General features: G+C 62.9%; 11 protein-coding genes. 9 read left to right on the top strand and 2 right to left on the bottom strand.

Going from position 1 to position 12,317, the window contains the following annotated elements; genetic code table 11:
• Nucleotides 1-128: 128 nt before the first annotated feature.
• A complete protein-coding gene (locus OOT33_RS07520) occupies nucleotides 129-2,003 on the bottom strand; it encodes a methyl-accepting chemotaxis protein (RefSeq protein ID WP_307749395.1) in 1,875 nt (624 codons plus the stop codon).
• 240 nt (nucleotides 2,004-2,243) lie between these two features.
• Between OOT33_RS07520 and OOT33_RS07515 the strand changes: the two genes are divergently transcribed.
• Nucleotides 2,244-3,362 (top strand): MlaA family lipoprotein, encoded by a 1,119-nt coding sequence (locus OOT33_RS07515; RefSeq protein ID WP_307749394.1) that lies wholly within the window; start codon nucleotides 2,244-2,246, stop codon nucleotides 3,360-3,362.
• A gap of 9 nt (nucleotides 3,363-3,371) precedes the next feature.
• Here OOT33_RS07515 and OOT33_RS07510 read toward each other — a convergent pair whose 3' ends face one another.
• On the bottom strand, nucleotides 3,372-5,162 hold the full coding sequence (locus tag OOT33_RS07510) for a methyl-accepting chemotaxis protein (RefSeq protein ID WP_307749393.1): 1,791 nt from the start codon (nucleotides 5,160-5,162) through the stop codon (nucleotides 3,372-3,374).
• Between the two features lie 365 nt (nucleotides 5,163-5,527).
• On the opposite strand from OOT33_RS07510, the gene rpsL reads away from it, so the two are divergent.
• The 8 genes from rpsL (at nucleotide 5,528) to OOT33_RS07470 (ending at nucleotide 12,312) form a co-directional block, all read left to right on the top strand.
• Nucleotides 5,528-5,899, top strand: coding sequence for a 30S ribosomal protein S12 (gene rpsL / locus OOT33_RS07505; RefSeq protein WP_307749392.1), 372 nt, complete (start codon nucleotides 5,528-5,530; stop codon nucleotides 5,897-5,899).
• Between the two features lie 18 nt (nucleotides 5,900-5,917).
• Nucleotides 5,918-6,388 carry a 30S ribosomal protein S7 gene (gene rpsG / locus OOT33_RS07500; RefSeq protein WP_307749391.1) on the top strand — a complete coding sequence of 157 codons (471 nt, stop codon included), beginning with the start codon at nucleotides 5,918-5,920 and terminating at the stop codon, nucleotides 6,386-6,388.
• An 85-nt stretch (nucleotides 6,389-6,473) separates the two neighbouring features.
• Nucleotides 6,474-8,546, top strand: coding sequence for an elongation factor G (gene fusA, locus OOT33_RS07495; RefSeq protein WP_307749390.1), 2,073 nt, complete (start codon nucleotides 6,474-6,476; stop codon nucleotides 8,544-8,546).
• A gap of 263 nt (nucleotides 8,547-8,809) precedes the next feature.
• Complete coding sequence (gene tuf, locus OOT33_RS07490) at nucleotides 8,810-10,000, top strand: elongation factor Tu (protein ID WP_307749389.1); 1,191 nt, start codon at nucleotides 8,810-8,812, stop codon at nucleotides 9,998-10,000.
• Nucleotides 10,001-10,078: 78 nt separating this feature from the next.
• Nucleotides 10,079-10,390: a 30S ribosomal protein S10 gene (rpsJ, locus tag OOT33_RS07485; RefSeq protein ID WP_014077880.1), complete on the top strand. Its 312-nt coding sequence runs from the start codon at nucleotides 10,079-10,081 to the stop codon at nucleotides 10,388-10,390.
• A 223-nt stretch (nucleotides 10,391-10,613) separates the two neighbouring features.
• Nucleotides 10,614-11,378 (top strand): 50S ribosomal protein L3, encoded by a 765-nt coding sequence (gene rplC, locus OOT33_RS07480; RefSeq protein ID WP_307750331.1) that lies wholly within the window; start codon nucleotides 10,614-10,616, stop codon nucleotides 11,376-11,378.
• Between the two features lie 3 nt (nucleotides 11,379-11,381).
• A complete protein-coding gene (rplD, locus tag OOT33_RS07475) occupies nucleotides 11,382-12,005 on the top strand; it encodes a 50S ribosomal protein L4 (RefSeq protein ID WP_307749387.1) in 624 nt (207 codons plus the stop codon).
• Nucleotides 11,998-12,312 (top strand): 50S ribosomal protein L23, encoded by a 315-nt coding sequence (locus tag OOT33_RS07470; protein WP_307749386.1) that lies wholly within the window; start codon nucleotides 11,998-12,000, stop codon nucleotides 12,310-12,312. Before rplD ends, OOT33_RS07470 begins: the two co-directional genes overlap by 8 nt.
• The last annotated feature ends 5 nt before the right edge of the window (nucleotides 12,313-12,317 follow it).

Genomic DNA, 12,317 nt, shown 5'->3' with positions numbered 1-12,317 from the left:
GCCGCCTTCATGCGCCATCGCTAGAGCTGCCCCCTGACGGATCTGTCCTTCCCCGCATTCCCATGACGCCGCCGCGCGCGATATGCAAATGCGTTAAGCGTGTTGTGCATGGGCCGGGGTGCCGGCGGTCAGATCACGATGGCGGCGGCGGGCTGGCGCAGCTCATCGGTGAGCGAGGCGACCTTGAGGCGCAGTTCGTTGACGTTCGATGCCACCTCATCGGCGATGCCGGAAACGGTCTCGACGTTCCTCATGCCGTTACTGGCTGCTTCGCCCGCGACGCCTGCGATGTTTTCCAGCCGGGCGGAGAGGGCGACGAGCTGATCGACGCTGCGGTCGACCTGGCCCAGCGAGAGCGACTGGCCCGCCACCACATTCTCGATCGTTTCCGCAGCCTGCGAGGCGGGGCTGAGCGCGCCGATCAGGTCTTTGATCGCCTCAATCGCACGGCGCTTGGTCTCGGCGATTTCCGCCAGCTGTTCGGTTACCTGCTGTGTCAGACCGGCGGTGTGGGCGGCGAGGGCCTTGACCTCTCCCGCGACGACCGCGAAGCCGCGCCCGCTTTCGCCCGCGCGCGCCGCCTCGATGGTGGCGTTGAGGGCCAGAAGGTTGGTCTGCGAGGTGATTTCCCCGATCATTTCGGAGATGCTGCGGATGCGGCCTATCGCCTCGCCAACATCGCCGATGCGCTGAGATACCACGCCTGCCTTCTCGATCGCGGCTTCGAGCGACTGATCCGTGACCTGCGTGTGTGTCTGCACTGACGAACAGGAGTGCGCGAGATGCTCGGTCGCCTTGATGACGTCGTCCAGCCGCTGGCGCGCGGCGGCGCTGGCAGACTGAACATCAAGCGCGGAAACATGAGTGGATTCGGCCGAATGGCGCAGATCGCCGGACTTCTTGCCCAGCTCCGACACCATGTCATAGAGCGAGGAGACGAAGGCGGTCACTTCCTGGTCGATGCGGTCGGCGATGTCCTTCATCACCGCATCTCGCATTGCTTCGGCGCGCAAATGGGCCTGCGCCGATTCGGCCAAGAGCTTGGCATTGTCGGCCCGTGCTGCCTCTACCGCGCGCGTCAGATCCTGCTGGCGCGTGCGCTCCGCGGCCATCAGTGCGTTGTGTTCGACAATCTTATCATGCGCCCTCTGCCCCTGCGCCAATGCGATGCGGCTCATGCGCAGCACTGCCAATATGCCCCCGATGAAGCAGAGCGCGAACGCCAGCGAAAACGGGAGGACGACAATGCGAAGACGCGAACCAGGGCGAGCCGAATCCCAGTGCAGGCATCCGATAACCCGGCCATCGGACGCGTGGAGGGTGATGCCGTCGGGCCGCTGTTCCGATTTTCCGACACGGATGGTCAGGTTCTTGAGGCTGTAATTGCGAGCCAGCTCGTTGAGCAGCGGCGTATCAAGCTCCTTGGCGAACAGCAGCATCGTGGGCCGCTGGCCCCTGCGCAGATGCACCTGCCCGTCGCTGGGCACGATGGCGGCCATGCCCATCAGTGCAGGGCGGCCGCCGACGACTGTGAGGCTGACGAGGCGTTTGTCTCGCCCGGCCGGGGCGGTGCGCATTTCTTTCAGCATTCGCGCATAGTCCCTGCCGAAGACAGCCTCCGGTTTCATGGACTGTTGCTTGTCGCGATAGCTGCTGTAGATGATTTCGTCGTCCGGGCCGATGACGAAGCTGTATTCATAGCCCTGGATTTGGTAGAGATAGGGGCCGAGATTCGTGTTTGCCCAGTTGATGTTGCGGCGGAGCACCATGTTTTGCACCGCATCGTTCCACACGCCATAGTCGCCGAGGTTGCGGGTGAGGAACTCTTCGCGCGAATGAAGCGCCGCGCTGGCGAGATTACGCTCCTGCTCCATCTGCAGCGCGTCCTGCTCGTATGTCATCCAGATCATCAGCGAGATGCCAATCGCTAGGAAAACCGTCACTACACCGATCAGCGGCAGACCGAACTTGCGCAAGAACGTGGAAGGGCGAGACAGGGGCATCGGTCAGCAGACTCGAAGTATGGTTAGCGACCGGTGTGCGATAGCGGTAAAGTATTGAAAAACAGTATCTCCGTTGATTGCCCCTGTTCCCGCGCGCCGACCGGGGAAGAATTCCCGCTTGACCGGAACCTTAGGGCGCATATGGCAGTTGATACGGCCACGCCCGGTCGCGGTTGGGGCAACATCGCCGTTTTGGCGGGTGTGGTTGGGATACGAAGGTATTTTCAGGGAAGGACGGATTTGAGCGCGTCTCTGCTCGCTATCACATTGATGATGGCTCCCGGACAGGCGAATTCCGGCCTGGGCGGTCCGCCCCCCGTGTTGCTTACCACTCCGCCGCCCGGTGCTTCGCCGGAACAGGCGGCTGCCCCAAAGATGCCGGCAGGCGCACCGCCGCAGATCATTGCCCCTGCGGCGCCTCCCGCTGCCGGAGCGCCTCCGCAAATAGTCCCTCCCGACGCCGCTGCACCCTCCGATGGCCAGAACGTGATAACCGTCTCCGGCGAGCGCGGCGCCCCCCGGTCCGACCCGGCGCAGGCGGTCAATCAGGTGAGTTACGAGGCGGTGCAGGCGGTCGACAAGGCGATCATCGGGCCGGTCGCGCGGGAGTATAAGGAAAGCGTGCCGAAAAAGGTGCGCAAGAGCGTGCGCAACGTCATCAACAACCTTGATGAGCCGATCGTGTTCGTCAACTTCCTGCTGCAGTTCAAGATCGGCAAGGCGTTGGAGACCGTGGCGCGCTTCGGCATCAATTCCACGCTCGGTATCGCCGGGCTGATTGATGTCGCCAAGAAAAAGCCGTTTCATCTGCCCCGCCGCTCCAACGGGCTGGCCGATACGCTGGGCTATTATGGGGTGGGGCCGGGGCCGTATCTGTTCCTGCCGCTGATCGGATCGACCACGGTGCGTGATGTGTTCGGCCGGGTGATCGATCTGAGCCTGGTGCCTCTGGTGGCGGGCAAGCCATTCAATACGCCTTATTATGCCCTGCCCAAGGGAGGCCTGAGCGCGCTGGACGAGCGCGCGGAGTTCGATGACGAGCTGAAGGAAATCCGCGAGAGCGGTAACCCCTATGCGGCGCAGCGCACTTATTATCTGAACAAGCGCAAGGCGGAAATTCTGGCGCTGCATAGCGAGGAATATCGCATCAGAAAGATGGCGGAGGAGGCAGCCAGGGAAACAGCCGATGCCGCAGCGGCGAAGAGCAGCGAAAGCAGAGGCGGGGAGCCGGCGCCCGTAGCTGCGCCCGTTGGGGCGCCCCAGGCCGCCGAGCCGCAAACGGTCCCTGCCCAGACCCAGCCGACGCCCCCTGCGCAGCCTGTACCACAGGGAGCGCCGACCGCGCCCGTTCAGCCATAGTTCCTGCCGTCACGCTGCGTCTGCCAGGCTGCCAGCCGAGCGGTAGGTGCGGCTGGTGATCGGCAGGTCGTTGTTGGGCATGTCGATCTGGAAGTTGCCGACCAACTTGGCGAGCGACTCAGCCTCACTCGCGAGGTTACGAGCCGACGCGGTCGACTCCTCAACCATAGCGGCATTCTGTTGCGTCATCTGGTCCATTTCGCCCACGGCGGCGTTGACCTGAACCAGCACCAGCGATTCCTCTTCGACAGATCCGGCGATGTTGCGCACCAGCTTGGTGATCTCGCTCACACGCTCGACGATATGATCGAGCGTCTCGCCGGCTTGCCCCACAAGGCGCACGCCGTTCTCCACCTGCTGCGCCGAAGAGGTGATGAGTTTCTTCACGTCGTTGGCGGCATCGGCCGTGCGTTGGGCAAGGCCGCGCACCTCGGCGGCGACCACCGCGAAGCCATCGCCCGCGTCGCCCGCGCGCGCCGCCTCTACCGCCGCGTTGAGCGCCAGCAGGTTGGTCTGGAACGCGACATTATCGATCAACGCGATGATCTGGCTGATCTGCTTGGAGCTGTTCTCGATCTCGTCCATCGCGGCGATCGCCTCGTGCACGATGCGTCCGCCCTGCTCGGCGGCGTCATGCGCATCCTGCACCGCGCTGTTCGCCTCCTTGGCGGCATCGGCGGTTTCGCGTACCGATCCGGTGGCGGTCGTCATCGATGCGGAAGTTTCCTCCAGCGCGGCGGCCTGTTGCTCTGTGCGGATCGAAAGGTCGTTTGAGGCCTGCGCAATCTCTCCGGTGCCGAGGCGGATGGCGTGCGAGGCTTCCGACACGGCGCGCAGCGCGCTGCCCATAGCGGTGAGGGCGGAGTTGAAGTCCTGCCGCAACTCCTCATACTGGCCTTCGAACTGGTCCTCGATGCGATAGCTTACATCGCCGTTCGCAAGATGGCGCAGCGCGACTGAAAGAGCGTCAATGATGCGGGTCCGCTCAGCCTGTTGCGCCCGGCCCATTTCCTCGAGCGCGCGCTTGTCTACCTCGGCCTGGCGGAAGCTGACGAGCGCTCGGGCGACATCGCCGATCTCGTCCGCCCGGGTATCACCCTCGATCGCGGCAGAAAGATCGCCGTTCACCATGGCTCGCATCGTCTCTGCCGTGCGGGCAAGCGGCGCGGAAACGCGGGAGAGCATGGACCAGCAGAAGAGCCCGACGCAGGTGACAACCAGCAGCGCGGCCACACCCAGGATCATGTCGATCTGCTTGAGGGAGCCTTGTGCCTTTTCCTCCAGATCCGCCTGATACACTGAAATTTCGGCTATGGCATTGTCTATCGCCTCCCGGTGACGGTCGAACGCAGGCGTGATCACGGTATCATGATAATGATCTGCCGTGGCACGGTCTCCACGCCGGATGGCGGGGATGAACTGATTGTCGACCGAGGCCCAGAATTTGTCGCCCCATTCATAAGCCTGGCGCATATTGTCTGCGGCGCCAGGTGGAAGATCCGCATTGAGCCACACGTCCTTGCGCGTGCGGTATGCCTTTTCCATCCTGACCAGATTATTGATGATCTGCGCGCTGTGCTCGGAATCTTCGAGAGCGAGCGTGACGGACATGAAAGGCTCGATGATGTAGTTTGCTGGAGGAAGGACATCGGCCATCAGCTCCGCGGTTTGCCGCTGGCGAGTTTCGATTGGGCCACCTATACTGATCTCCCGGATCTCAATGGCCGCGATAGTCCCGCCGACAGCAAGGAGGAGAAGGAGCGCAAAAGCGCCGAGCTGGATGAGTTTGCGAATGGTCATGCCGTACAATCCTACGATTGGGGAGCGTCCCTCCATTATAGGATGGTGCCCACGGCATCGGGCGCGTGGTTAATTTTTGCCGTGAACGGGAAAAGCTGCGTGCGAGCCTGCGTGCTTGACCATGCGGGAACGCATCGCTATAGGGCGCGCTGCCTCGCGGCCAGTAGTTGGGGATTCCCGCCCTTCCGTTTCGCGGATTTGCGCAGTTCCGAAGTGCCGACAAGCGAGTCACATTATGAGCTGAACATTGCCGGCTTGTCTTGCAGGTCCAGGGGGTCATTGGCCGCCGGGGCCGTTGCTGTTGGAATAAACCACGGCAACAAGAGGGCGGGTACGGTAAAGTAACTGAGAAGGTGAAGGGCTTCATGCCAACGATTAACCAATTGGTCCGCAAGGGCCGCGAGCCGCAGAAGGCCAAGAGCAAGGTCCCTGCGATGGAAGCGAACCCGCAGAAGCGCGGCGTTTGCACCCGTGTCTATACCACGACCCCGAAGAAGCCGAACTCGGCGTTGCGCAAGGTTGCCAAGGTGCGCCTCACCAACAGCCGCGAGGTCATCACCTATATCCCGGGTGAGGGCCACAACCTGCAGGAGCACAGCGTCGTGCTGATCCGCGGCGGCCGTGTGCGCGACCTTCCCGGTGTGCGCTATCATGTGCTGCGCGGCGTGCTCGACACGCAGGGCGTCAAGGACCGCAAACAGAGCCGTTCGAAGTACGGCGCGAAGCGTCCGAAGTAAGGCAGGGGAGAAGAACATATGTCACGTCGTCGTCGCCCCGAAAAGCGCATCATCCTGCCCGATCCCAAGTACAAGGATCAGGTGCTTTCCAAGTTCATGAACAGCGTGATGCTGGACGGCAAGAAGGCCGTTGCGGAGCAGATCGTCTATGGCGCGCTGGAGGCTGTTGAGGCCAAGGCGAAGAAAGACCCGATCCAGATGTTCCATGACGCGCTCAACAACGTCAAGCCGGGCATCGAGGTTCGCAGCCGCCGTGTCGGTGGCGCCACCTATCAGGTTCCTGTCGAGGTGCGCCCCGAGCGCGCGCAGGCGCTCGCCATCCGCTGGCTGATCTCGGCCGCGCGCTCGCGCTCGGAGACGACCATGGCCGCCCGCCTCTCGGGCGAGCTGATGGACGCCGCCAACAACCGCGGCAACGCGGTGAAGAAGCGCGAAGACACGCACCGCATGGCAGAGGCCAACCGCGCCTTCTCGCACTATCGCTGGTAAACTTTTCGGGATGGCCGGTGCCTCGCGCTCCGGCCACTCTTGCACATAACCCAACCCGCCGCATTCGGCACACGGAGTAAGCATCATGGCCCGCAGCCATCCGCTCGAACGCTATCGCAACATCGGCATCATGGCGCATATCGACGCCGGCAAGACCACGACGACCGAGCGTATCCTCTACTACACCGGCAAGTCCTACAAGATCGGCGAGGTGCATGACGGCGCCGCGACGATGGACTGGATGGAGCAGGAGCAGGAGCGCGGCATCACGATCACGTCTGCGGCGACCACGTGCTTCTGGAACGACCACCGCATCAACATCATCGACACGCCCGGACACGTGGACTTCACCATCGAGGTGGAGCGCTCACTTCGCGTGCTCGACGGCGCGGTAGCATGCTTCGATGGCGTGGCGGGCGTCGAGCCGCAGTCCGAGACGGTGTGGCGCCAGGCGGACAAGTATAAAGTCCCGCGCATGTGCTTCATCAACAAGCTCGACCGCACCGGCGCAAACTTCGAATATTGCGTGCAGTCGATCATCGAGCGCCTGGGCGCGACGCCGGCGGTGCTGTATCTCCCCATCGGGATCGAGAGCGACCTCAAGGGTCTCGTCGATCTGGTGCAGAACCGCGCCATCATCTGGAAGGACGAGAGCCTGGGCGCCGAGTTCTTCTTCGAGGAAATTCCGGCTGACATGGCCGACAAGGCCGCCAGCTATCGCGAGAAGCTGATCGAGCTCGCCGTCGAGCAGGACGACGAGGCGATGGAAGCCTATCTCGAGGGCAATGAGCCGGACGTCGACACGCTCAAGAAGCTGATCCGCAAGGGCACGCTGAACCAGAGCTTCGTGCCGGTGTGCTGTGGCTCGGCATTCAAGAACAAGGGCGTGCAGCCGCTGCTCGACGCAGTGGTGGACTATCTGCCCTCGCCGCTCGACATCGAGGACGTGCAGGGCATCAACCCCGACACCGACGCGCCGGACAGCCGCCCGACCGACGACGCCGCGCCGTTCTCCGGCCTGGCGTTCAAGATCATGAACGACCCGTTCGTCGGCTCGCTCACCTTCGTGCGCATCTATTCGGGCACGCTGACCAAGGGCACCTACCTCAACTCCGTCAAGGACAAGAAGGAGAAGGTGGGCCGCATGCTGCTGATGCACTCGAACAACCGCGAGGACATCGAAAGCGCCTATGCGGGCGACATCGTGGCGCTGGCGGGCCTCAAGGAGACCACCACCGGCGACACGCTGTGCGCCGAGAAGGCACCGATCATCCTCGAGCGCATGGAATTCCCCGAGCCGGTGATCGAGCTGTCGGTGGAGCCGAAGACAAAGGCGGACCAGGAGAAGATGGGCGTCGCGCTCAATCGCCTCGCCGCCGAGGACCCGTCTTTCCGCGTCTCGACCGATCACGAGAGCGGCCAGACCATCATCAAGGGCATGGGCGAGCTTCACCTCGATATTCTCGTCGACCGTATGCGCCGCGAGTTCAAGGTTGAGGCGAATGTCGGTGCGCCGCAGGTGGCCTATCGTGAATCGCTCGCGAAGCCGGTTGAGGTCGACTACACCCACAAGAAACAGTCGGGTGGTTCGGGCCAGTTCGGTCGCGTCAAGGTCTCGGTCACGCCGGGCGAGCGCGGCAGCGGCATCACCTTCATCGACGAGATCAAGGGCGGTAACATTCCGCGCGAATATATCCCCGCGATCGAGAAGGGCATGCGCGAGACGGCGGAAACCGGATCGCTGATCGGCTTCCCGATCATCGACTTCGAGATCCGCCTGACGGACGGCGCCTATCACGACGTCGACTCCTCTGCGCTGGCATTCGAAATCGCGGGCCGTGGCTGTATGCGCGAAGTGGCGCAGAAGTCCGGCATCAAGCTGCTCGAGCCGATCATGAAGGTCGAGGTCGTGACGCCAGAGGATTATCTGGGCGACGTGATCGGTGACCTCAACAGCCGTCGTGGCCAGATTCAGGGAACCGACAGCCGCGGCAACGCGCAGGCTGTGCTGGCGATGGTGCCACTGGCCAACATGTTCGGCTATGTGAACCAGCTGCGCAGCTTCACCCAGGGCCGCGCGCAGTACACCATGCAGTTCTCGCACTATGAAGAAGTGCCGCAGAATGTGGCGGAAGAAGTGAAGGCGAAAATGGCCTAGGCGTTCGGTTCAGAAGGGCCTGCGAAGCCCGGTTTTCTGCGATCCGGTGCTCACGTACCTGTAGTACGCTGCGCTCCGGTTCTCGAAAACCGAACTTCTCGGCTCCCCCTGAACCAAACGCAGCGCACCCTATTTTGCATCGGATTGGCGAGGGCCAAAAAGCTGCAAAACAGGCTGGCATTATCGAAATTAGCTGCTATGAGCGCCACTTCGCGAGGCGCCTCCAGGCAGTCGAAGCAGATTTGGACAAGAAGAGGTAGGAAATGGCTAAGGCTAAATTTGAGCGGACCAAGCCGCACTGCAACATCGGCACCATCGGTCACGTCGACCATGGCAAGACCTCGCTGACCGCAGCGATCACCAAGGTTCTCGCCGAGACCGGCGGCGCGACCTTCACCAGCTATGACAACATCGACAAGGCGCCCGAAGAGCGCGAGCGCGGCATCACCATCTCGACCGCGCACGTCGAGTATGAGACCGAAGCGCGCCACTATGCGCACGTCGACTGCCCCGGCCACGCCGACTATGTGAAGAACATGATCACCGGCGCAGCGCAGATGGACGGCGCGATCCTCGTCGTTTCCGCGACCGACGGCCCGATGCCGCAGACCCGCGAGCACATCCTGCTCGCCAAGCAGGTCGGCGTGCCGCAGCTCGTCGTGTTCATGAACAAGGTCGACCTCGTCGACGATCCGGAAATCCTCGAGCTGGTCGAGCTGGAAGTGCGCGAGCTGCTCTCTTCCTACGACTTCGACGGCGACAATATTCCGATCATCGCCGGTTCGGCCGTTGCCGCCCTTCAGGACAAGACCCCTGAGATCGGCCACGACGCTATCCTGAAGCTGATGCAGGCTGTTGACAGCTGGATCCCGCAGCCGGAGCGTCCGGTTGACAAGCCGTTCCTGATGCCGATCGAAGACGTGTTCTCGATCTCGGGTCGCGGCACCGTGGTTACCGGCCGCGTCGAGACCGGCATCGTCAAGGTTGGCGAGGAAGTCGAGATCGTCGGCATCAAGCCCACCAAGAAGACCACCGTCACCGGCGTCGAAATGTTCCGCAAGCTGCTCGACGAGGGCCGCGCGGGCGACAACATCGGTGCGCTGATTCGCGGCGTGGGCCGTGAAGAGGTGGAGCGTGGCCAGGTGCTCTGCAAGCCCGGCTCGATCACCCCGCACACCGAGTTCGAAGCTGAAGTGTACGTCCTTTCGAAGGACGAAGGCGGCCGTCACACGCCGTTCTTCGCGAACTATCGTCCGCAGTTCTACTTCCGCACCACCGACGTTACGGGTGAGGTCATCCTCCCCGCCGGCACCGAGATGGTGATGCCCGGTGACAACGTGAAGCTCGGCGTGAAGCTGATCGCTCCGATCGCGATGGACCAGGGTCTGCGCTTCGCAATTCGCGAAGGCGGCCGGACCGTCGGCGCAGGGGTTGTCGGCAGCATCTCGAAGTAATATAGGCACCGGACCGCGCGGGTCGACTGATTCGCGCGGTCTGATTTTTTCTGGCTCTTTCGCATCGGTAAGTTGGACATGGAAACGCAGAATATCCGTATTCGCCTCAAGGCCTTTGATCACCGCGTGCTCGATCAGGCGACTGGCGACATCGCCGACACGGCTCGTCGTACGGGTGCTCTTATTCGCGGTCCCATTCCGCTGCCGACGCGCATCGAAAAGTTCACGGTCAACCGTGGACCGCATATCGATAAGAAGAGCCGTGAGCAGTTCGAGGTTCGCACCTACAAGCGTATGCTTGACATCGTGCAGCCGACGCCGCAGACGGTCGACGCGCTGATGAAGCTCGATCTGGCCGCTGGCGTGAACGTCGAGATTAAACTGGCCTGATGGCCATGTGAGGGGTAGGCCGGTTCGGCTTGCCCCTCAGCTATTGGGATACCGCCGGACTTGTCCGGGTCATGGTCCCCCGTCGCTCTCCTCGAGAGAGCATCCAGCCCGGGCGGGGTGATCAAATTTTGGGTTGGCCCCAAGGGAATGCTCCCGAGGGGTTTTTTCGTTGGATAAGCCCGTGAAGCGCGAGCGACGCGGGCCTCTATTGGAGGACAAGATCATGCGCACTGGCGTGATCGCGAAGAAAGTCGGGATGACCCGCCTCTTCAACGAGGACGGACGGCACGTGCCGGTCACCGTTCTGTCGCTGGAAGGCAACCAGGTCGTTTCGCGCCGCGAGATTGATAGGGACGGCTACGTCGCCGTCCAGTTGGGCGCTGGCGTTGCCAAGGCGAAGAACGTCGCCAAGCCGCAGCGCGGGCAATTTGCCAAGGCTGAAGTCGAGCTGAAGGCGCAGGTCGCCGAGTTCCGTGTCGCTGAGGACGCGCTGCTCGATGTCGGCGCGGAGATCGCCGCCGATCACTTCATCGCCGGCCAGCTGGTTGACGTAACCGGCCACACGCAGGGCAAGGGCTTTGCCGGTGCGATGAAGCGCTGGGGCTTCGGCGGTATGCGCGCAACTCACGGCGTGTCCATCAGCCACCGTGCCCATGGTTCGACCGGTAACCGCCAGGATCCGGGCCGTGTGTTCAAGAACAAGAAGATGGCGGGCCACATGGGCGACCGCCAGCGCACCCAGCAGAACCTCGAGATCGTCCGTACGGACGTTGAGCGCGGTCTGCTGTTCGTCAAGGGCAGCGTGCCTGGCTCGAAGGGCACCTGGCTGCTCGTCAAGGATGCGGTCAAGGTACCGCGCCCGGCCGACGCGCCCTATCCCGCCAGCCTCAAGCAGGTTGCCAATTCCAACGATGCCGCTCCGGCTGCTGCCGACACACCCGCCGAGGATGTCGCCGCTGTGGAAGCGACCGAAGGCCAGGAGGGCTAAGCCATGAAGGTTGATGTCAAAACCCTGGACGCCGCCAAGGCCGGTGATGTCGAGCTGAACGACGCCGTGTTCGGTGTCGAGCCGCGCGCGGACATTCTGCACCGCGTCGTCACCTGGCAGCTCGAAAAGCGCCGCGCCCCGGCCCGTGCCACCCGCGAGCGTTCGGATGTTGCCCGTACCGGCAAGAAGTTCGGTCGCCAGAAGGGCGGCGGTGTCGCCCGTCACGGCGATCGTCGCGCCCCGGTGTTCATCGGCGGTGGTAAGGCACACGGCGCCCGCGCCCGTACCTTTGGCCACGACCTGAACAAGAAGGTCCGCGCACTCGGCCTCAAGATGGCGCTCTCGGCCAAGGCCAAGGGCGGCACGCTGACCGTGCTCGACAACCTGGATGTCAAGGACGGCAAGACCAAGGTGCTTGCGGGTCAGCTCGAGAAGCTGGGCCTGAAGAAGGCGCTGTTCATTGATGGCGACGCCATCAACGTCAGCTTCGCCAAGGCGTCGTCGAACCTCATCGGCATCGACGTGCTGCCTGCGGTCGGCGCCAATGTGTATGACATTCTGCGTGCGGATGCGCTGGTCCTGACCCGCGCCGCCGTGGAAAAGCTGGAGGCTCGTTTCAATGGCTAAGACCACAGCCCCCGCAGCGACCCTGCGTCATTACGACGTGGTGCTCGCCCCGCACATCACCGAGAAGGCGACGCTGCTTTCCGAAAACAACGCCGTGGTCTTCAAGGTGGCGAACGACGCCACCAAGCCGGAGATCAAGGCCGCTGTCGAGGCGCTGTTCGGCGTGAAGGTCAAGGGCGTCAACACGCTCGTCCAGAAGGGCAAGACCAAGCGCTGGAAGGGCAAGCCCTACACACGCAGCGACTTCAAGAAGGCGATCGTCACGCTGGCCGAGGGCCAGTCGATTGACGTGACCAGCACGATCTGAGCTGA

Source organism: Sphingobium sp. DEHP117, from assembly GCF_030867385.1.
Classification (GTDB): domain Bacteria; phylum Pseudomonadota; class Alphaproteobacteria; order Sphingomonadales; family Sphingomonadaceae; genus Sphingobium.
This window is presented reverse-complemented; position numbering and strand designations above follow the sequence as displayed.

Bases quoted from the DNA above. Each gene is read 5' to 3' on its own strand.
- rplD (WP_307749387.1), top strand. From the start codon at position 11,382: ATGAAGGTTGATGTCAAAACCCTGGACGCCGCCAAGGCCGGTGATGTC.
- rpsG (WP_307749391.1), top strand. From the start codon at position 5,918: ATGTCACGTCGTCGTCGCCCCGAAAAGCGCATCATCCTGCCCGATCCC.
- rplC (WP_307750331.1), top strand. From the start codon at position 10,614: ATGCGCACTGGCGTGATCGCGAAGAAAGTCGGGATGACCCGCCTCTTC.
- OOT33_RS07520 (WP_307749395.1), bottom strand. From the start codon at position 2,003: ATGCCCCTGTCTCGCCCTTCCACGTTCTTGCGCAAGTTCGGTCTGCCG.
- rpsJ (WP_014077880.1), top strand. From the start codon at position 10,079: ATGGAAACGCAGAATATCCGTATTCGCCTCAAGGCCTTTGATCACCGC.
- rpsL (WP_307749392.1), top strand. From the start codon at position 5,528: ATGCCAACGATTAACCAATTGGTCCGCAAGGGCCGCGAGCCGCAGAAG.
- tuf (WP_307749389.1), top strand. From the start codon at position 8,810: ATGGCTAAGGCTAAATTTGAGCGGACCAAGCCGCACTGCAACATCGGC.
- OOT33_RS07510 (WP_307749393.1), bottom strand. From the start codon at position 5,162: ATGACCATTCGCAAACTCATCCAGCTCGGCGCTTTTGCGCTCCTTCTC.
- OOT33_RS07470 (WP_307749386.1), top strand. From the start codon at position 11,998: ATGGCTAAGACCACAGCCCCCGCAGCGACCCTGCGTCATTACGACGTG.
- fusA (WP_307749390.1), top strand. From the start codon at position 6,474: ATGGCCCGCAGCCATCCGCTCGAACGCTATCGCAACATCGGCATCATG.